19 protein-coding genes and 1 tRNA gene are annotated in these 18,982 nt (G+C 64.5%); 19 read left to right on the top strand and 1 reads right to left on the bottom strand.

Annotated features, from left to right (window positions below; translation table 11 throughout):
* The first annotated feature begins 3 nt into the window (after positions 1-3).
* From LAQ74_RS12430 to LAQ74_RS12460, 7 genes are all read left to right on the top strand, one after another.
* Entirely contained in the window at positions 4-2,925 is a 2,922-nt protein-coding gene (locus tag LAQ74_RS12430; protein WP_224337266.1) for a DNA-directed RNA polymerase subunit A', read from the top strand.
* Complete coding sequence (gene rpoA2 / locus LAQ74_RS12435; RefSeq protein WP_224332852.1) at positions 2,918-4,126, top strand: DNA-directed RNA polymerase subunit A''; 1,209 nt, start codon at positions 2,918-2,920, stop codon at positions 4,124-4,126. Before LAQ74_RS12430 ends, rpoA2 begins: the two co-directional genes overlap by 8 nt.
* A 6-nt stretch (positions 4,127-4,132) precedes the next feature.
* Positions 4,133-4,552, top strand: a complete 420-nt coding sequence (locus LAQ74_RS12440) for a NusA-like transcription termination signal-binding factor (RefSeq protein WP_224332853.1) — start codon at positions 4,133-4,135, stop codon at positions 4,550-4,552.
* Between the two features lie 122 nt (positions 4,553-4,674).
* Complete coding sequence (locus LAQ74_RS12445; protein WP_224332854.1) at positions 4,675-5,031, top strand: hypothetical protein; 357 nt, start codon at positions 4,675-4,677, stop codon at positions 5,029-5,031.
* Positions 5,032-5,139: 108 nt separating this feature from the next.
* Positions 5,140-6,009, top strand: a complete 870-nt coding sequence (locus LAQ74_RS12450) for a mechanosensitive ion channel family protein (RefSeq protein ID WP_224332855.1) — start codon at positions 5,140-5,142, stop codon at positions 6,007-6,009.
* Between the two features lie 246 nt (positions 6,010-6,255).
* On the top strand, positions 6,256-6,684 hold the full coding sequence (locus LAQ74_RS12455; RefSeq protein ID WP_224332856.1) for a 30S ribosomal protein S12: 429 nt from the start codon (positions 6,256-6,258) through the stop codon (positions 6,682-6,684).
* A 1-nt stretch (position 6,685) separates the two neighbouring features.
* Entirely contained in the window at positions 6,686-7,306 is a 621-nt protein-coding gene (locus LAQ74_RS12460) for a 30S ribosomal protein S7 (protein WP_224332857.1), read from the top strand.
* 90 nt (positions 7,307-7,396) lie between these two features.
* Here LAQ74_RS12460 and LAQ74_RS12465 read toward each other — a convergent pair whose 3' ends face one another.
* Positions 7,397-8,173, bottom strand: coding sequence for a DUF5781 family protein (locus tag LAQ74_RS12465; protein ID WP_224332858.1), 777 nt, complete (start codon positions 8,171-8,173; stop codon positions 7,397-7,399).
* A 260-nt stretch (positions 8,174-8,433) separates the two neighbouring features.
* Here LAQ74_RS12465 and LAQ74_RS12470 point away from each other — a divergent pair, with 260 nt between their 5' ends.
* The 12 genes from LAQ74_RS12470 to LAQ74_RS12525 all read left to right on the top strand — a co-directional run bounded on the left by LAQ74_RS12470 (position 8,434) and on the right by LAQ74_RS12525 (position 18,800).
* The gene (locus tag LAQ74_RS12470) at positions 8,434-10,614 is read left to right on the top strand and encodes an elongation factor EF-2 (protein WP_224332859.1); all 2,181 of its coding nucleotides are present in this window, start codon (positions 8,434-8,436) and stop codon (positions 10,612-10,614) included.
* A 325-nt stretch (positions 10,615-10,939) separates the two neighbouring features.
* The gene (locus LAQ74_RS12475) at positions 10,940-11,467 is read left to right on the top strand and encodes an amino acid-binding protein (RefSeq protein ID WP_224332860.1); all 528 of its coding nucleotides are present in this window, start codon (positions 10,940-10,942) and stop codon (positions 11,465-11,467) included.
* Positions 11,464-12,405 carry a homoserine dehydrogenase gene (locus LAQ74_RS12480; protein WP_224332861.1) on the top strand — a complete coding sequence of 314 codons (942 nt, stop codon included), beginning with the start codon at positions 11,464-11,466 and terminating at the stop codon, positions 12,403-12,405. The genes LAQ74_RS12475 and LAQ74_RS12480 overlap by 4 nt, the downstream gene beginning before the upstream one ends.
* A 140-nt stretch (positions 12,406-12,545) precedes the next feature.
* Positions 12,546-13,814 (top strand): translation elongation factor EF-1 subunit alpha, encoded by a 1,269-nt coding sequence (tuf, locus tag LAQ74_RS12485; protein WP_224332862.1) that lies wholly within the window; start codon positions 12,546-12,548, stop codon positions 13,812-13,814.
* Complete coding sequence (rpsJ, locus tag LAQ74_RS12490) at positions 13,815-14,123, top strand: 30S ribosomal protein S10 (protein ID WP_224332863.1); 309 nt, start codon at positions 13,815-13,817, stop codon at positions 14,121-14,123.
* A 111-nt stretch (positions 14,124-14,234) separates the two neighbouring features.
* Positions 14,235-14,810, top strand: coding sequence for a rhomboid family intramembrane serine protease (locus tag LAQ74_RS12495; protein WP_224332864.1), 576 nt, complete (start codon positions 14,235-14,237; stop codon positions 14,808-14,810).
* A gap of 69 nt (positions 14,811-14,879) precedes the next feature.
* Positions 14,880-14,951 (top strand) — tRNA-Ala (locus LAQ74_RS12500).
* 176 nt (positions 14,952-15,127) lie between these two features.
* The gene (locus LAQ74_RS20645; protein WP_224332865.1) at positions 15,128-15,358 is read left to right on the top strand and encodes a DUF7563 family protein; all 231 of its coding nucleotides are present in this window, start codon (positions 15,128-15,130) and stop codon (positions 15,356-15,358) included.
* Positions 15,359-15,602: 244 nt separating this feature from the next.
* Positions 15,603-16,142 (top strand): hypothetical protein, encoded by a 540-nt coding sequence (locus LAQ74_RS12510; RefSeq protein ID WP_224332866.1) that lies wholly within the window; start codon positions 15,603-15,605, stop codon positions 16,140-16,142.
* Entirely contained in the window at positions 16,139-16,348 is a 210-nt protein-coding gene (locus LAQ74_RS12515; protein ID WP_224332867.1) for a hypothetical protein, read from the top strand. Before LAQ74_RS12510 ends, LAQ74_RS12515 begins: the two co-directional genes overlap by 4 nt.
* Positions 16,345-16,782 (top strand): DUF8129 domain-containing protein, encoded by a 438-nt coding sequence (locus LAQ74_RS12520; RefSeq protein ID WP_224332868.1) that lies wholly within the window; start codon positions 16,345-16,347, stop codon positions 16,780-16,782. The genes LAQ74_RS12515 and LAQ74_RS12520 overlap by 4 nt, the downstream gene beginning before the upstream one ends.
* Positions 16,779-18,800 (top strand): DUF7845 domain-containing protein, encoded by a 2,022-nt coding sequence (locus tag LAQ74_RS12525; RefSeq protein ID WP_224332869.1) that lies wholly within the window; start codon positions 16,779-16,781, stop codon positions 18,798-18,800. The genes LAQ74_RS12520 and LAQ74_RS12525 overlap by 4 nt, the downstream gene beginning before the upstream one ends.
* Positions 18,801-18,982 lie beyond the last annotated feature (182 nt).

Consider the following 18,982-nt stretch of genomic DNA (forward strand, 5'->3'; position numbering starts at 1 on the left):
TCAATGCAAACACCGAAAGAGATCGGCGGCATCCGCTTCGGGCTGATGGACCCGGAGACGTATCGAGACATGTCCGCGACGAAGGTCATCACCGCGGACACCTACGACGACGACGGCTACCCCATCGACATGGGACTGATGGACCCCCGACTGGGCGTCATCGACCCCGGTCTGGAGTGTCGAACCTGCGGGCAGCACTCAGGGTCGTGTAACGGCCACTTCGGTCACATCGAACTGGCCGCGCCCGTCATCCACGTCGGGTTCACGAAGCTCATTCGACGGCTGCTTCGCTCGACGTGCCGCCAGTGCGGTCGTCTCGCGCTGACCGACGAGGAGCAGGCGGAGTTCCGCGCCCGGATGCAGCGAGCGGAGGAACTCAGCGAGGACTGGAGCGACGTGATGAAGGCCGCGGTCCGACAGGCGCGGAAAGCCAAGCGCTGTCCGCACTGCAACGAACCCCAGCACGACATCAAACACGAGAAGCCGACGACGTACTACGAGGTCCAAGACGTGCTCTCGGGCGAGTACTCCGAGCTCATCGCGGAGGCGATGCAGCCCGACGAGGAGGAGGACCGAGACGCGACGGCTCCACAGGAACTCGCGGAGCAGACCGATATCGACCTCCAGCGCATCAACCAGATCCTCTCCGGGGAGTTCAGACCCCGAAAAGAGGACCGCAAGGCGATCGAGAAGGCGCTCTCCATCGACCTCACCGTCGAGGACATGAACAAGCTGATGCCCTCGGACATCCGCGACTGGTTCGAGGACATTCCGGACGACGACATGGAGACGCTCGGCATCGACTCCGAGCGCGCGCGTCCCGAGTGGATGATTCTCACCGTCCTGCCGGTGCCGCCGGTGACGGCGCGTCCCTCCATCACGCTCGACAACGGCCAGCGTTCGGAGGACGACCTGACACACAAACTGGTCGACATCATCCGCATCAACCAGCGGTTCATGGAAAACCGCGAGGCGGGTGCACCGCAGCTCATCATCGAGGACCTCTGGGAACTGCTGCAGTACCACGTCACGACGTTCGTCGACAACGAGATCTCGGGCACGCCACCGGCGCGACACCGCTCCGGCCGACCGCTGAAGACGCTCAGCCAGCGCCTGAAGGGGAAGGAGGGTCGCTTCCGTGGCTCGCTCTCCGGCAAGCGCGTCAACTTCTCTGCGCGTACCGTCATCTCGCCGGACCCGACGCTCTCGCTCAACGAAGTCGGCGTTCCGGACCGCGTCGCGAGCGAGATGACCCAGACGATGAACGTCACCGAGCGGAACATGGAGGAGGCGCGACAGTACGTCCGCAACGGCCCCGAGAGCCACCCGGGCGCGAACTACGTCAAGCGCCCCGACGGCCGCCGTCTGAAAGTGACCGAGAAGAACTGCGAGGAGCTCGCCGAGAAGGTCGAACTCGGCTGGGAAGTGAACCGCCACCTCGTCGACGGCGATATCGTCATCTTCAACCGTCAGCCGTCGCTGCACCGGATGTCCATCATGGCCCACGAGGTGGTCGTGATGCCGTACAAGACCTTCAGACTCAACACCGTCGTCTGTCCGCCGTACAACGCCGACTTCGACGGCGACGAGATGAACATGCACGCGCTGCAGAACGAGGAGGCCCGCGCGGAGGCGCGCGTCCTCATGCGCGTACAGGAACAGATTCTCAGCCCGCGCTTCGGCGAGAACATCATCGGCGCGATTCAGGACCACATCTCGGGCACCTACCTGCTGACCCACGAGAACCCCCACTTTACTGAGACGCAGGCGCTGGACCTGCTGCGCGCGACGCGCGTGGACGAGCTGCCCGAACCCGACGGCGAGGAGGGCGGCGAGGCGTACTGGACGGGTCACTCCATCTTCTCGGAGTTGTTGCCCGACGACCTCTCGCTGGAGTTCAGCAGCTCGACCGGCGACGACGTCGTCATCGAAGACGGCCAACTCGTGAGCGGCACCATCGACGAGGACGCCGTCGGCGCGTTCGGCGGCGAGATCGTCGACACCATCACGAAGGTGTACTCGGAGACGCGCGCACGCATCTTCGTCAACGAGATCTCCGCGCTGGCGATGCGCGCTATCATGCACTTCGGCTTCTCCATCGGTATCGACGACGAGTCGATTCCGGAGGAGGCGGGAGAGCAGGTCGACGAGGCTATCGAGAACGCCTACGAGCGAATCGAGGAGCTCATCGAGACGTACCAGGCGGGCGAACTCGAATCGCTGCCGGGTCGCACCGTCGACGAGACGCTCGAGATGAAGATCATGCAGACGCTCGGCAAGGCGCGCGACTCCGCGGGTGAGATCGCCGACGACCACTTCGGCGACGACAACCCCGCGGTCATCATGGCGCGCTCCGGTGCGCGTGGCTCGATGCTGAACCTCACGCAGATGGCCGGCTGTGTCGGACAGCAGGCGGTTCGAGGCGAGCGTATCAACCGCGGCTACGAGGACCGCACCCTCAGCCACTACAAGCCGAACGACCTCTCAGCGGAGGCGCACGGCTTCGTGGAGAACTCCTACCGCGGCGGCTTGACGCCGCGCGAGTTCTTCTTCCACGCGATGGGCGGCCGCGAGGGTCTGGTCGACACTGCGGTCCGGACCTCCAAGTCCGGCTACCTGCAGCGTCGGCTCATCAACGCGCTCTCCGAACTGGAGACGCAGTACGACGGGACCGTCCGAGACACCTCGGACACCATCGTCCAGTTCGAGTTCGGCGAGGACGGCACCTCCCCGGTGAAGGTGTCCTCCTCGAAGGACAACGACATCGACGTCGAGAGCATCGCCGACCGCGTGCTCGACGCCGAGTTCGACGAGGCGACCCGAGCGCAGTTCCTCTCCCGGGAGGAACCCGCAACGAACCTCTCCGAGCACGCCGAGCCCCGACTTAGCGAGGCGCGCACCCAGGAGGTGGAATCCGATGACTGAGATCACAGACGACATCGAGGCCGTCGTCGAGGACACAGAGCTCCCGCGCCGCCTCAAAGACCGCGTGTACCGTACCATCGAAGGGCGAGACGGCGTCACCGTCGAACAGGCCGACGACATCGCCCGCGCCGTCGAGGTTCGCTATCTCGACACACGCGTCGACCCGCTCGATCCCGTCGGCACCGTCTCCGCGCAGTCCATCGGTGAGCCGGGGACGCAGATGACGATGAACACGTTCCACTACGCGGGCGTCGCCGAAATCGACGTGACGCAGGGGCTGCCACGGCTCATCGAGCTCGTGGACGCGCGGAAGACGCCGGACACGCCGATGATGACGGTCCACCTCGAAGACGAGTACGCCGAGGACCGCGAGAAGGCCCACGAGGTCGTCTGGAGCATCGAGGCGTCCAAAATCTTGGCGCTCGGTGACGTGTCGACGAACGTCGCCGACATGCTCGTGCAGATCGACCTCAACGACGAGACGCTGCTGGAGCGGTGGCCCCGCGCCTCGAACGTCGAGGAAGTTGCAGGAGAGATCGCCGAAATCATCGAGGACGCGCTGGGCGTCACGACCCGGCAGAGCGGGACGGTCGTCGAGTTCGGCCCCGACCAGCCGAGCTACCGAAAGCTCCTGCAGTTGGTCGAGGAACTCCGCGACGTCGTGTTCAAAGGTATCGAGGAGGTCACCCGCGTCGTCATCCGCAAGGAGAAGACCGACGATGGCGAGGAGTTCGTCCTCTACACCGAGGGGTCGGCGTTCGGCGACGTGCTCGCCATCGAGGGCGTCGACGCCTCGCGGACGACGTGTAACAACATCCACGAGATTCACCGCAACCTCGGCGTCGAAGCGGCCCGGGAAGCCATCATCAACGAGACGATGGAGACGCTCGAAGAGCAGGGTCTCGACGACGTGAACGTCCGCCACCTGATGCTCGTCGCCGACATCATGACGAACCGCGGCACCATCGAGTCCATCGGCCGCCATGGTATCTCGGGGTCGAAGGAATCCGTGCTCGCGCGTGCGGCGTTCGAGGTGACGGTCAACCACCTGCTCGACGCCGCCATCCACGGCGAGGAGGACGACCTCAACGGCGTCATCGAGAACGTCATCGTCGGCAAGCCGGTCGCCATCGGCACCGGCGACGTCGACCTCCGGATGGGCTCGTTCAGCGCGAACGCCGAACAGCCCTCGGACGACTGACGACCGATGCGCGTCACGCTGTCGGACGACGCCCGTCGCTACCTCGGCGCGTTCGACGAGGAGACTGGTGCGAGCGCGACCGACTGTCTCGTCTACGACGACCGAATCGTCGTCCTCGTCGGCGCGGGCGAGATGGGCAAAGCCATCGGTCCTGGCGGGAAGACTGTGAAACGGCTCGAACGGAAACTCGGTCGCACCGTCGAACTCGTCGAGGACGCCGACACGCCGGAGGCGTTCGTCGCGAGCGCGCTCGCGCCGGCGACGGTTCGACACGTGACCATCAGCGACCAGAACGACCGCGTCGCCTACGTCGAAGTGGCCGACGGCGATCGCGGCGTCGCCATCGGGAAGTGCGGTCAAAACATCGAGACGGCACGGCGGTTGGCTCGTCGACACTACGACATCGACGATATCCAGTTGACGTAGCTCGGTCGCGCGTGTAGCGCGCACCTACCCCTCGACGACGTCGCCGCCGCCCGGTTTTTGGAACTCGCTTACAATTATTACAAGCCCTATAACTATCTGTCCGAGCGTCGTCCTGCTATCGTATGTCACAGTCCGAGCACCAGCCGTCCATCGGCGACGGATCGAGCCCTCCCTCGGAGCAGTCGGTCGCCGACGCCGCATCCGACGCCCAGCCGTCGGTTTCGATTCAGTGTCCCTCCTGCGACGAGCGCGTCAGCGCGACGCTGGCGCTGTCCGACGGCGACACGGTGAACGCCACGGTGAACGGGGATACGGAGACCGAGGACTCCGCAGGGGGTCCCGTCGCCACCGACGGGGGAAGCACGGCCGAAGGCGGGCGTCGAGATGCGGTCGATTCGACACTCGAAGGAGAGCTCTGTGGAAAACCAGTTCGCTGTTCCGCCTGTGACGACGAGTTCGAGTTGCTGTTCTACCACTGAGAACGCCGAGAGCGCGGCCGACCATACGAGAGATTCGGAGTGGAGTCGAGGCCCTCGGGACGTTCGACGGCCTCCAAGAGCTATTGACCGCGACGTCGTGTGGTCGGTATGGGAGACGTCACAGTCCTGCAGGTCGCCGGACCGCTCACGGAACTACTCCTCGGCGACGGCCTGCTCGCCCGAGCGACGAAACTCGTCGTGACGTTCGCGCTCGTCTACGGCGGCGGCCGGGTGGTCGTCGAACCGCTGGTCATGCGAGCGGTCAGGGCGCGAAACGAGAACAACCCGACCGTCGTCGGCGCGGTGAACCTCTACCTCCACATCGCGGTGGTTGTCCTCGCCGTCGCTGCCGCGCTCGCCGCCGGCGGCTACACGCGCCTGCTGACGGGGTCGACCATCGCCGTCGCCATCATCTCGCTGACGGTCGGTGTCGCCGGCCGAGAGGTGCTCGGAACGCTCGTCGGCGGCCTCTTTCTCGTGACCGACTCGAACTTCAACGTCGGCGACTACATCGCGTGGGGCGACACCGAGGGCATCGTCGAATCCATCGGGTTTCGGGTGACGCGCGTACGAACCGTCGACAACGAGATAATCAGCGTCCCGAACACGGAACTGACGACGAACGTCATCACGAAACCGTACGGCCAGAACCGGTTCCGCATCAACGAGGAGGTCGGCGTTTACTACGAGGAGAGTCTGGAGGAGACCATCGAGATTCTCCGCGACGAGGCGGTGACCGACCCGGCCATCCTCACCGACCCGCAGCCGAAGATTCGCGTCTCCGGCTTCGAGGGCGACCACGTCCGACTGCAGGTGCTGTTCTGGGTGGCCGACCCGACTCGGCGGACGGTGCTCGACACGTTTTCGGACTACGCCCGGCGGGTGCAGGCGCGGTGCGAGAGCGCCGAAATCACGCTCGGTGCGACCTCGGCGGTGGACATGGGCGGCGACCTCGCGCTCGAACGCGCCGGTGACTGAACGCTCGTGATGAGCGAAGTGAAACGACGGAGTCTCCGCGAGCGAAGCGAGCGGAGGTTCGTCGCGAACGAAGTGAGCGAAGGCATCTCAGCACCGCGTTCGACCTGTGCCGCGCTGAGAGCGGTTCGTTCGAGTCGGCGAAACGGACGCAGATTCGAGTAGCGGGGTGAAAGAAGGAATCTGAGGCCGTCTCGCCGACTCGAAAAGAGGACGCTTAAGTAGCTCGACTAAGAAGGATTGGCCACTATGGCGAACGGCAAATACGCCGCACGCAAACTCAAGAAGGACCGTCAGAAGCGACGGTGGTCCGACTCGGAGTACGCGCGGCGCGAACGCGGTCTTCGGAAGAAGTCGGACCCGCTCGAAGGCGCACCGCAGGCGCGCGGTATCGTCCTCGAGAAGGTCGGAATCGAAGCGAAACAGCCGAACTCGGCGATTCGCAAGTGCGTCCGTGTCCAGCTCATCAAGAACGGCAAGCAGGTCACGGCCTTCTGCCCCGGCGACGGCGCCATCTCGTTCATCGACGAGCACGACGAGGTGACCATCGCGGGCATCGGTGGCGCGAAGGGTCGCGCCATGGGTGACCTCTCGGGTGTCAACTACAAGGTGGACAAAGTCAACGGCGTCGCGATGCTCGAACTCGTGCGCGGCAACGCGGAGAAACCGGTGCGCTAAGATGTCTGACGCAGAGAACGAGACCCCCGAACCCGAGGCACCGGCCGACAGCGAGGAAGCACAGACGAACGCGCTGCTGTTCGGCGTCTGGGACGTCTCCGAAATCGAGTACACCGACCCGAGCACCCAGCGCTACCTCAACGTGACGCCCATCGCGCACACGATGGGTCGCCACGCCTCCAAGCAGTTCCGCAAGTCCGAGATTTCGGTCGTCGAACGCCTCATCAACCGCCTGATGCAGAGCGAGGACAACACGGGCAAGAAGCAGAAGGCGATCAGCATCGTCCGCGACGCCTTCGAGATCGTCGACGAGCGCAGCGACGAGAACCCCGTCCAGATTCTCGTCCGCGCCGTCGAGAACGCCGCTCCGCGCGAGGAGACCGTCCGCCTGAAGTACGGTGGCATCTCCGTCCCGAAGGCCGTCGACGTCGCCCCCCAGCGCCGCGTCGACCAGGCGCTGAAGTTCATCGCCGACGGCGTCGCCTCTACCAGCTACAAGTCGACGACCTCGGCCGCCGAGGCGCTCGCCCAGCAACTTCTCGGCGCGGCGGAGTACGACGTCCAGTCGTACCCCATCAGCCAGAAGGAAGAGCGCGAGCGCGTCGCCGCCGCGGCCCGCTAATCTTCGGCTACGACCTTTCTCTCTTCGGTTTTTCGACGGTGAGCGGCCGCTGTAATCGAGTGCGCTATCCGACGGTTCCGCGTTCGCACCTCAATCGGCCGCCTGCGGCCCACCGCCGCTGCCGACGGCGTACGCGCGAGTCACGTCGACGAGTGCCTTCCGGTAGTCGCTGGCGGTCGTCTCGACGGCGAGCGAGCGGAACTGACGTCTGAACTCGTCGACGCGGACGTTCGGCGCGTCGTCGTCGGCCGCGTGTGCGAGGTCGTACAGGCGGTGGTCGTCGTCGACGAGGCCGTGACGTTCGACGAGTGCGAGCGCGAACGCCGCGTTGACCGCCGTTATCTCGGGGTCGGAGGCGGCGGTGGTGCGGGTCCAGTCGGCGCGCGGGACGGCGGAGGGTTGGTCGGCGAGCGCCGCGGCCAACTGCGATTCGAGGAAGTACACCAGTTTCTCCGCCGGCGCGACCGAGATGGTGATATCGTCGGCGTAGATGTCCTTCATGTGATTCGCGATCTGATAACAGTGGGCGAGTTTGCGACGTTCGACGCTCCGCCCCGTGAGCGCGAGGTAGAGCGCCTCCTCGGTCGACTGGACGTGCGAGGGGTGTGACTGCTCGTAGCGGGCCATGTGAGAGAACTCGTGGAGAGCGAGTTCGCGCGCCATCGCACTCGTCGCGGCCTGTCGCGGGATGTTCAGCACGTGGTAATCTCCGGCGGCGTTGCTGTAGTGTCCCGCCCACGTCCGCTCGTCGGGGTCGTCTCTGACGCGTACGTGAACCGGCCACGACAACTCGTACTCCGTCTCTAACAGGTCTGCCGCGCTGAGAAAGGCGTCCGGGGCGGCAGACCCCTGCACGCGAAGGTCCATGCGTGTTAGTGACACGGTTCGTGACGGTATGACTCTTGCGCCACCTCTCGCCGCGGGTGAGAGGGCAGTAAGACGGCAGGTGTGGTGAGTGCGATGGGTCGGTAGTGCGGCCGGTATCGTGGAGTCACACTCGCCGACAGTCGGAGTGTTTGCCAAGTGGTACGTACCCACACGGAGACGCGTCAGACGGCCGTTCGCGGCGGAATCGGCGTCGGCAAAACACTACCCTTTTGACCCTCCTTCCGGTAGGGGGATTCATAATGGGCCGACGAAAGAAAATCGTACAGGAATGTGAGAAACTGATGGACAAGCCGGAGCAGATCCGGAACATCGCCATCGCCGCTCACGTCGACCACGGGAAGACGACACTTTCGGACAACCTGCTGGCCGGAGCGGGCATGATATCCGACGCGACTGCCGGACAGCAGCTCGCGATGGACACCAAAGAGGACGAACAGGAACGCGGCATCACTATCGACGCCGCGAACGTCTCGATGACCCACGAGTGGAACGATAAGAACCACCTCATCAACCTCATCGACACGCCGGGCCACGTCGACTTCGGTGGCGACGTGACGCGGGCGATGCGCGCCGTCGACGGTGCGCTCGTGGTCGTCGACGCCGTCGAAGGCGCGATGCCCCAGACTGAGACGGTGCTCCGACAGGCGCTCCGCGAGGGCGTCAAGCCGGCGCTGTTCATCAACAAGGTCGACCGACTCATCAACGAACTGCAGGAAGGGCCCCAGGAGATGCAGGAGCGTCTCCTCGACGTCATCACCGACGTCAACGAGCTCATCCGCGGCATGACCGAGGAGAAGGATTACGACTGGACCGTCTCCGTCGAGGAGGGGACCGTCGCCTTCGGCTCCGCGCTGTACAAGTGGGGCGTCTCCATCCCGTCGATGCAGGAGACCGGGATCTCCTTCGGCGACATCATCGAGATGGAGGAGTCGGGCAACCGCGAGGAACTCCACGAGCGCACGCCGCTTTCGGACGTCGTCCTCGACATGGTCGCCGAGCACTTCCCGGACCCGCTCGACGCCCAGCCCCGTCGTATCCCGACCATCTGGCGCGGCGACGCCGAGTCGGAGCTCGCAGAGCAGATGCGTCTCGTCGACGACGAGGGCGAAGTCGTCTTCATGTCGACGGACATCTCGATGGACCCCCACGCCGGCGAAATCGCGACCGGACGCCTGTTCTCCGGCACACTGGAGAAGGGTCAAGAACTCTACGTCTCCGGCACCGCGGGCAAGAACCGCGTCCAGTCCGTCGGTATCTTCATGGGTGACTCCCGCGAGGAAGTGAGCCGCGTCCCGGCCGGCAACATCGCCGCCGTCACCGGCCTCCGCGACGCCATCGCCGGTTCGACCGTCTCCAGCGTCGAGATGACACCGTTCGAGTCCATCGAGCACATCTCCGAGCCGGTCATCACCAAATCCGTCGAGGCGACGAACATGGACGACCTGCCGAAGCTCATCCAGACGCTCCAGCAGGTCGCCAAAGAGGACCCGACCATCCGCGTCGAGATCAACGAGGACACCGGCGAACACCTCATCAGCGGTCAGGGTGAGCTTCACCTCGAAGTTATCACGCAGCGTATCCGCGACAACCAGGGTATCCCGGTCCACACCGGTGAGCCCATCGTCGTCTACCGCGAGGCCCCCCAGCAGCAGTCCCGCGAGGTCGAGGGTGTCTCCCCGAACCGCCACAACAAGTTCTACATCACCGCCGAGCCGATGGACCAGAGCATCGTCGACGCCATCAAACTGGGCGAGGTGGCGATGGACATGCCCGAACTGGAGCGCCGCGAGGCGCTGCAGGAAGCCGGCATGGACAAGGACACCTCCCAGAACGTCGAACACATCTTCGGCACCAACATCCTCATCGACGACACGAAGGGTATCCAGCACCTCAACGAGACGATGGAACTCGTCATCGAGGGTCTCGAAGAGGCGCTCGACGACGGTCCACTCGCCGCGGAACCGGTGCAGGGCGCGCTGCTGCGTCTGCACGACGCCCGCCTCCACGAGGACACCATCCACCGCGGTCCGGCGCAGGTCATCCCCGCGGTCCGCGAGGCGGTCCACCGCTCGCTCATCGACTCGCAGATCAAACTGCTCGAACCCATCCAGAACGTCCGCATCGACGTCGCCTCCGACTACATGGGCTCGGCCTCCGGCGAGATTCAGGGTCGCCGCGGCCGCGTCGACGACATGTACCAGGAGGGTGACCTCATGGTCATCGAGGGGATCGCGCCCGTCGAAGAGATGATCGGCTTCTCCTCGGACATCCGCTCTGCGACCGAGGGCCGCGCCTCCTGGAACACGGAGAACGCTGGCTTCCGCGTGCTCTCCGACAGTCTCCAGCGCGACAAGATCATGGAGATCCGCGAGCGCAAGGGCATGAAGCTCGAGCTCTCGCCGGCCATCGACTACATCTAACGCTCCCCCGTCTCTCGACGAGCGCGCGCTCGTCTCTCACGTTTTCGCGGTCTTTCGCGGCCCCGAGCGTCTGCCCCGCCCACGTGACGGTCGCTCGTTCGTCGCGTTTCGGTCGTCGAGAGAGTCGGTATGTGAGCCGCTGTTACCCCCTCGGTCACCGTCGGACGTCGGACAGAATTGCGAGTGACGAAGAGTTATAACCCACGTAGCGTCAGAGGCGTAGTATGCGGATTGGCGCACACCAGCCGCGGAGTACCGACACGGAGCCGAAAAGCGACCGCTCCCTGTCGACAACAGGTGGCTGGCGCGTCGCGGAGGTACGCCGATGAGCGACAGCGAGACGCCGCAACCGCACACGGTTCGACTCGAACTCGTCGACGAGCCCGGCCAACTGCTCGCGGCGCTGCGACCCATCGCCGACAACGGCGGGAACCTCCTCTCGATCTACCACGAGCGCGGCAACCTCACGCCGCGCGGACACATCCCGGTGGAGGTCGACCTGGAGTGTCCGCCCGACCGGTTCGACACGATCGTCGAGGCGCTGCGGACCAACGGCGTCAACGTCATCCAGGCGGGCGCAGAGCGCTACGGCGAGCAGTTGACCGTCCTCTTGGTCGGTCACCTCGTCGACACGGACCTCTCGGACACGCTGCGGTGCATCGAGGAGTGCGCGAACGCGGCGCTGGCGGACCTCTCCGTGTCGGCACCCGAGGGTCGAGACGAGGAGTCGAGCGCCCGCGTCCGACTGGCGACGCAGGCGGGGAAACAGGCCGACGTGCTCGCCGTCGTCCGGCGGATAGCCGACCGAAAGGACCTTCGAGTCGTCGAACCGCTCGCGGAGGGGTCGGCGTGAGAGTCGCCGTCGTCGGCGCGGGCGCGGTCGGTCGCTCCGTCGCCGAGTTGGCCGCCGACTACGGCCAAGAAGTGACGGTGCTCGCCGACTCGCGAGGCGCCGCTGTCGACGCCGACGGCATCGACGTCGCCGCCGCGTTCGACCGGAAGGGAGAGAGCGGAAGCGTGGGCGATATGGAGATAGCTGACGCGCTCGCGTCGGAGTACGACGTGCTCGTCGAGGCGACGCCGACGACGCTCGGCGACGCCGAGCCCGGCTTCTCGCACGTACGAGCGGCACTCGAAGCGGACCGTCACGTCGTCCTCGCGAACAAGGGGCCGGTCGCCGAGCGCTACGAGGACCTCCGGACGCTCGAACGCGACAGCGACGGCGACGTGCTGTTCGAGGCGACGGTTGGGGGCGCGATCCCCGTGCTGTCGACCATCGCCGACTTCGGTCCGGACCAGATAACCGCCGCTCGCGGTGTGCTGAACGGGACGGCGAACTTCATCCTCTCGCGGATGACCGCCGAGGGACTCGACTACGACCACGTACTGTCGGAGGCGCAGGACCTCGGCGTCGCCGAGGCGGACCCCTCCTTCGACGTGGAGGGGACTGACGCCGCGTTGAAGTGCGTCATCCTCGGCAACGTGCTCTACGACGGGGGCTACTCGCTGGCCGACGCCGACGTCGAGGGGATTCGCGACATCCCGGGGAGCGCGCTCGAACTCGCCGCCGAGGACGGCCAGACGGTCCGACTCATCGGCGAAGCGACCGCAGACGGGGTCCGTGTCGGCCCGCGACTCGTCCCCGAGAACGGCACGCTCGCGGTGACCGGCACGCAGAACATCGTCCAGTTGGGGACGAGCCACGCCGGTCGGTTGAACATCAGCGGCCGGGGGGCGGGCGGTCCCGAGACGGCCAGCGCGGTACTGTCGGACGTACGACGACTGGAGTAGCCGTTGTCACCGACTACCGCACGGTAGGTAGTATCAAACCGCAAGACGGCGTCGGGGTGGTGCGTGTGCCGTATCGAAATCGTTTTAGGGTCCTCAACCAAAGGAAACGCCACATAGCGCCTTAGCGCGTGAGCTAAACAATGAGCGAAGACAAACCGCACCAGAACTTGGCCATCATCGGCCACGTCGACCACGGAAAGAGCACGCTCGTGGGCCGACTCCTCTTCGAGACGGGGTCGGTTCCGGAGCACGTCATCGAGCAGCACCGCGAAGAAGCAGAAGAGAAGGGCAAGGGCGGCTTCGAGTTCGCCTACGTGATGGACAACCTCGCAGAGGAGCGAGAGCGTGGTGTCACCATCGACATCGCCCACCAGGAGTTCGACACGGACAAGTACTACTTCACCATCGTCGACTGCCCGGGCCACCGTGACTTCGTGAAGAACATGATCACGGGCGCCTCGCAGGCTGACAACGCAGTTCTCGTCGTCGCCGCCGACGACGGTGTCGCGCCGCAGACCCGCGAGCACGTCTTCCTCGCTCGCACGCTCGGCATCAACGAGCTCATCATCGGCGTCAACAAGATGGACGTCGTCGACTACTCGGAGGACACCTACAACGAGGTCAAAGAGGAAGTCGGTAACCTGCTCAAGCAGGTCCGCTTCAACTCCGACGACGCGACGTACGTCCCCATCTCGGCGTTCGAGGGCGACAACATCGCCGAGTCCAGCGACAACACGTCGTGGTACGACGGCCCGACGCTGCTGGAATCGCTCAACGACCTGCCGGAAGTCGAGCCGCCGACGGACGCGCCGCTGCGCCTCCCGATTCAGGACGTCTACACCATCTCCGGCATCGGGACGGTGCCGGTCGGCCGCGTCGAGACCGGTATCCTGGAGACGGGCTCGAACGTCTCGTTCCAGCCCTCGGACGTCTCCGGCGAGGTCAAGACCGTCGAGATGCACCACGAGGAAGTCCCGCGCGCCGAACCCGGCGACAACGTCGGCTTCAACGTCCGCGGCGTCGGCAAGGACGACATCCGCCGCGGCGACGTCTGTGGCCCGGCCGACGACCCGCCGAAGGTCGCCGAGACGTTCAAGGCCCAGGTCGTCGTCATGCAGCACCCGTCGGTCATCACCGCCGGTTACACGCCGGTGTTCCACGCCCACACGGCGCAGGTCGCGTGTACCGTCGAGTCCATCGACCAGAAACTCGACCCCGCGTCGGGTGAGGTCGCCGAGGAGAACCCGGACTTCATCAAGTCCGGCGACGCCGCCGTCGTGACGATCCGACCGCAGAAGCCACTCAGCATCGAGCCGTCCGGCGAGATTCCGGAACTCGGTTCCTTCGCCATCCGCGACATGGGTCAGACCATCGCGGCCGGCAAGGTGCTCGAGGTCAACGAGCGATAAATGCAGCAAGCACGCGTTCGCCTCGCCGGCACGAGCCCCGAGGACCTCGACGACATCTGTGACGACGTCCGCGAAATCGCGAGCAAGACGGGCGTCAACCTCAGCGGTCCGATTCCGCTGCCGACGAAGACGCTCGAGATTCCGTGTCGCAAGTCGCCCGACGGCGAGGGCACCGCGACGTGGGAGCACTGGGAGATGCGAGTTCACAAGCGTCTCATCGACATCGACGCGGACGAACGCGCGCTTCGCCAGCTCATGCGCATCCAGGTGCCGAACGACGTCAGTATCGAGATCGTCCTCGAAGACTGACCGACGCGACGACCCGTCGCGAACCGACGGCGTCTACACCACCTCTCTCTTCATATTTCACAGCTCCGGAGCCGCAGGTACGCTTTTGCGCACGTGGACCGTCTTCCGGGTATGGTCCGTGGCTCGAACAGTCCGACGCTGGACACGCTCGCCCTCTTCGGTATCGTCTTTCTCGTCCAGAGCGTTCTGGGGCTGTTCGGAAGCGCCGTCGGCCTGTTCGCGCTCGCGCCGCCGGTCGACGTCCGGCCGTGGACGCTCGTCACGAGCGTCTACGCGCACGCGAGCGTCGGGCACCTGTTGAGCAACGCCGTCGCACTCGTCGTCGTCGGTTTTCTCGTCGAGCAGGGGACGACCCGATGGCGGTATCACACGTTCTTTCTGACGACTGGCGTCCTCGCGGGGCTTGCCGAGATATGGTTCGATTCGGCCTTCGGTCGAAGCGTCGGCGTCATCGGCGCGAGCGGCGCCATCTTCGCGCTCGCAGGGTATCTGCTCGCGGCGAATCCAGTGACGGACTCGGTTCTGGGGCGGCTCAATCTGAATGGGCGAGCGAAGATCGCACTCGTCGTCGGCGCGGCCGTTCTCGTCGCCGTACTCGGGGCGGGACCGAACGTCGCCATCGTCGCTCACGGCACGGGGTTCGTCCTCGGACTCGTCGCCGGACGGCTCCGACTGCTCGGCGTGTGAGTCCCTCGCGGAGGCGGGCGAAAACAGAAGCTACAAGTACAGCGCACGGGTTAGTTCCGTTGCAGACGAGGGCTCGTAGATCAGTGGCAGATCGCTTCCTTCGCAAGGAAGAGGCCCGGGGTTCAAATCCCCGCGAGTCCATGCGAAAAGAACCCGTCCGCGAAGGGTTCGTTCTCTGGACACTCACCGCATAGCGGTGCAATTCTCACGGGCGAGACAACGAAAACAACCAGCGACCAGTCCCGAGTTCGTACCGCCACAACTCGGAGACTGCGCCGTCGTGCTAATTCTGTCGCCGAGTTCGGGGGGTGTCTCTGATGGCGCTTCTGCTCGACCAGTCACACGACGAGCGCCATTGCCAGTCCTGCGGCTCGAAGGTCTCTGAATCCTTCCGCCGCGTCTTCGGCGACGACGACGATGTCGCTCATCGATGCAGAAGATGCGACTCAGACAGACGTATTGGGAAAGGGAGCGCCGCGGGTCAAAACGTCGACGTCCCTGAACGCAGCGAACCCGGACGACACGGAGCCAACGGCAGGTGCCTCTGATGTCGGTTATCGACTTCAACGCGCTCGCGAACAACGGCCCGCTCCCCACCGACGGAGAGTACGAGTTCCGTTGTGACGTGTGCAACGCGCGATGTACCGAAGATCCTGGGAACGGTCTTGAGTACGGTCATCGAGTTGGCTGTCCGAATCGACCAGATTGCCTCGGTAATCGTATCTCAAGCGGAGGTAATTACTATCGGCCCCCTAACGGCAAACACTCCGAGCTTAACAGAGGTGGTCGGTGATGTCGTCGGACCGTTACCAGCGCTCGGTCGCGACACAACTCACTCCGTACGTCGGCCTCGTCGAGGACGACGACACCGACTGCCACATCGGAGTCTGCGACGAGAATGCGGTCTACTCGGTGCCGCATCCGAACTCGTTCGGCGGTGACCTCGCGAAGTGCGAGTTCCATCTCGCGCTCTTCAAAGACCAGCAGCCCGAACTGTGGCGAAAGATTCGCAGCGCCGACATCCCGGACCCGAAGTTCTACACCGACAGCGACGACCGGTTTACCGACTTCGCCGACGTTCCCGAACAGGTCCGAGAGGATCAGTACCTGGTCGGCCTCGACGTGCTCGGGCTCGCCATCTACCACGGTGATCCCGACGATGAAGGTCTCGTCACCTTCGAGGCAGTCGACCGGCGCCTCGAGACACGCGCGACGAAGCAGGTCGATGTCAACCAAGCCGGCGAGTTCATCGACCACCTTCGGTTGAATCGCGGCTTCGTCGAGATGAATCCCGTGATTCTCGACATCATGTACCCGGAGGAGCCCCGATGACTGACGTCAACGGTGCGCCTGCGGGTCTTGTCGCGGGTCTCGTCGGTGGCACAGTCTCTCTCGTGAGCGCTGTCACCGCAGGCAGTCTCGGGTTGTTCTCGCTCAGCGTTGTGGTGACTGCGCTCGTCTCTGTCGGTGTCCTCGCGCTCGGACTGGTGACTGCGTGGAACATCATCCGAGCGTACTCGGGAGGCGTCTCAGCATGAACGAACGCTTCCCTCACCTCGCGGCCGACATCGGTGAGGACCCGGCACGGTTCTTGGACCGCGACTTGGTTGAACGAGGTCCTCGAAAGACCGACACCACGAGTCTCCGTCTCGTCAAGGCCCGGATCCGTGGAATCGATTCCCTCGCGGTCTGCCGGGCGTGGCAAGCCGTCGAACGTCGTCTCGACCGTGGTCCTCGCGACGGGATTCTCGAACTCTTGGAAGAGCGAGATGCGTGGCTCGTTGAGAACGGCGACCGCGACGAACGGCTCGAACTCGGCATCCGTCGAGATGTCTCTCCAGAAGACGTCGTTTCGTGTGCGCGGTTTCTCGACGAGGATGGAGAGCTTCGCGACCGGACGAGTGCGAGTTCGAAGATTCACGAGATGCGCCAGTCTCCGGCTGTCGCGACTGATGGAGGTGACGACCAGTGAGCGACGGTCGTGGCCATGATCGAGACGATCCCGATGCTGTTGCAGATGCTATTCTACAAGCGTCGGCAGTCAAATCCGACCGAGATGATTCCGTCGAGGCCTCTGTCGAGAGTGAGAACGACGAACTTCGAGCTGCCAGCGGTACTGACAGCCAAGATGCTGACGAGGCAGTCCGACGTCGTTCGGAAATCAAGAGTTGCGACGGAAGCCCCTCAACCGAGGATGCTCGCGAGGAACGGGCGAAGCGTGACCGTGAATCACTACGTGAACCGATTCCGACGATTCGGCCATCCGTTCACGAACTCGGTGCCAAGCTCCTGTTTACAAGTGAAGACCACTCGCTCCTCGAGGACGGTACGAGCGACCTCTCTGACGAACAGTTGCTCGAACGCCACGACGAGGACGCTCTCGCCCCGTTCTGGGCGATGGTTAAGCAATGGGAGCCGACACTCCCCGAAGACATCGATCCGTTCGGTGCTATCGGCCACGCCTGGCGCGTTCTTCCCTACGAGGCAGAGGGCGGTACGAAGTGCTGGGAGTCCGGTCTCGCCGCCGACGGAGAGTCGTACGAGCGCTACTACGAGTACCAGGTCGGCCTCCGTGCACAGGATTCGGTCGGAGAACGGAAGGCCGTCTTCCAGTTCAAGATTAGCCGACCGCTCGCGCGGCACTACAAGAGCGGTGATCTCATCCAGTCGATGCCGAACGACCTTCCGTTCGGTCTGCGCGTGCAGGTCGACTCGTCGAACATCCACCCGGACGACGTGCTGACGCTGCTGCGCCGTCTCTTCGACGAGATGGGCATCAACTCCGAGTACATCGCTGACGACCGGCTTCACCCGTGGTCGTCCTGCTACAACCTCGCGCTGTACGCTCGCGTCGACCGCACCTACGGAGAACGCTATCTCGCTCAGCGGAATGGGCTCATCGACCGTCTCGCGAAGTTCGGGATGGGTCGCGGCCGCGGCGAGTACAAGTGGGACAACGAGGAGGTCGTCGGCAAGCGAAACGCCGTCGTCCTCGACGCCGACACGTGGGAGCAGCTCCTCCCCGGCGAGCAGATCGCGATGCTGCTCAAGTACTACCATCCGAAGCAGGTTCGCTCGGAGAGTACTACCGCCGACAAGGACGCACTCCGCGACCCCAAGGTCGAGGTGCAGCGGTCCAGCGAGTACGCAGACGAGTCTCTCCCGTGGCACTCTGACGAGGAGACGGACGTTTCGGATGCTATCTCGAAGATGGATACCGCGCTCGTGAACGCGTTCTCGTGGTCTGGAATGCCTACGCGAGCCGGTGCCGCGTACACGGCTGACGAGTACTTCCAGGCTGAGGAGGATACTCGCGACATCGAGATAATCGATAGTCCGCTCGACGACATCGAGGAGTCCGAGCAGGACATCGCCTTCGAGAACTTCTCACGCGGCGATGCGACGTCGGCCGAACGGATGGGCGTTGTCGCTCTCGCAGATGGTGGCGACGGTGTCCACGTCGACGAACTCGCTGAACGTGCCGGTATCTCTCCTCGCTCGATTCGGCGAATGGGCGACCGCTACACAGAGGTCCTCGAGATTGTCAACGGGCTCGTTTCGTTCAACAACGACGTCGTCCGCGAGCGCTTCGAGGAACTCTTGTCGACGTTCACCGACGCGACAGACTGGATTTCGCGACGTGCTCGCGACCTCGTCGACCGTGCTGAGCGTGGCGATCTCTCCGAGAGCGCTGTCGGTCGGTGGGCGCGTCAGCATCTCGGCTCGGTCTCGTCCTCCGCGGATGGCCAGCTCGTCGATCTCTCTGGACGGCCGGTCACCGAGCCGAAACTCAAGCGGATGCTCCGGCGCGGCTTCCGTGCTGCACGTGCTGACGGCGTCGAGGCCGCCCGACGGTTCGTCTTCGGCACGTCGTTCCGGTGGACTGCTCCCAGCGGCGAGACGGTCGAGAGGGAGAACGTGGTGATGACGAACGGCACGGGTCTCGTTCGGATCCTCGGTCGAAACCAGGTGGATCTGCCCGCGCCGTAGAACACTCCAAGTGAGTGGCAACACTACGTTCCCAGCTATTCTTTTATATACTGTTCCGCGCGCCAGCACCTATTTTGCCGCTATTCTCCGTCTTGTGTTTCGACTCCTTCCGTCAGATTCGAGTGATGATTGGTGAGTGCGACAGAGGCTGGCGGGGAGGGCCTTAGGCTGTGTCCCTAAGG

It is taken from the genome of Haloprofundus halobius (assembly GCF_020097835.1).
Taxonomy (GTDB): domain Archaea; phylum Halobacteriota; class Halobacteria; order Halobacteriales; family Haloferacaceae; genus Haloprofundus; species Haloprofundus halobius.

Bases quoted from the DNA above. Each gene is read 5' to 3' on its own strand.
- LAQ74_RS12430 (WP_224337266.1), top strand. From the start codon at position 4: ATGCAAACACCGAAAGAGATCGGCGGCATCCGCTTCGGGCTGATGGAC.
- rpoA2 (WP_224332852.1), top strand. From the start codon at position 2,918: ATGACTGAGATCACAGACGACATCGAGGCCGTCGTCGAGGACACAGAG.
- LAQ74_RS12440 (WP_224332853.1), top strand. From the start codon at position 4,133: ATGCGCGTCACGCTGTCGGACGACGCCCGTCGCTACCTCGGCGCGTTC.
- LAQ74_RS12445 (WP_224332854.1), top strand. From the start codon at position 4,675: ATGTCACAGTCCGAGCACCAGCCGTCCATCGGCGACGGATCGAGCCCT.
- LAQ74_RS12450 (WP_224332855.1), top strand. From the start codon at position 5,140: ATGGGAGACGTCACAGTCCTGCAGGTCGCCGGACCGCTCACGGAACTA.
- LAQ74_RS12455 (WP_224332856.1), top strand. From the start codon at position 6,256: ATGGCGAACGGCAAATACGCCGCACGCAAACTCAAGAAGGACCGTCAG.
- LAQ74_RS12460 (WP_224332857.1), top strand. From the start codon at position 6,686: ATGTCTGACGCAGAGAACGAGACCCCCGAACCCGAGGCACCGGCCGAC.
- LAQ74_RS12465 (WP_224332858.1), bottom strand. From the start codon at position 8,173: ATGGACCTTCGCGTGCAGGGGTCTGCCGCCCCGGACGCCTTTCTCAGC.
- LAQ74_RS12470 (WP_224332859.1), top strand. From the start codon at position 8,434: ATGGGCCGACGAAAGAAAATCGTACAGGAATGTGAGAAACTGATGGAC.
- LAQ74_RS12475 (WP_224332860.1), top strand. From the start codon at position 10,940: ATGAGCGACAGCGAGACGCCGCAACCGCACACGGTTCGACTCGAACTC.
- tuf (WP_224332862.1), top strand. From the start codon at position 12,546: ATGAGCGAAGACAAACCGCACCAGAACTTGGCCATCATCGGCCACGTC.
- rpsJ (WP_224332863.1), top strand. From the start codon at position 13,815: ATGCAGCAAGCACGCGTTCGCCTCGCCGGCACGAGCCCCGAGGACCTC.
- LAQ74_RS12495 (WP_224332864.1), top strand. From the start codon at position 14,235: ATGGTCCGTGGCTCGAACAGTCCGACGCTGGACACGCTCGCCCTCTTC.
- LAQ74_RS20645 (WP_224332865.1), top strand. From the start codon at position 15,128: ATGGCGCTTCTGCTCGACCAGTCACACGACGAGCGCCATTGCCAGTCC.
- LAQ74_RS12510 (WP_224332866.1), top strand. From the start codon at position 15,603: ATGTCGTCGGACCGTTACCAGCGCTCGGTCGCGACACAACTCACTCCG.
- LAQ74_RS12515 (WP_224332867.1), top strand. From the start codon at position 16,139: ATGACTGACGTCAACGGTGCGCCTGCGGGTCTTGTCGCGGGTCTCGTC.
- LAQ74_RS12520 (WP_224332868.1), top strand. From the start codon at position 16,345: ATGAACGAACGCTTCCCTCACCTCGCGGCCGACATCGGTGAGGACCCG.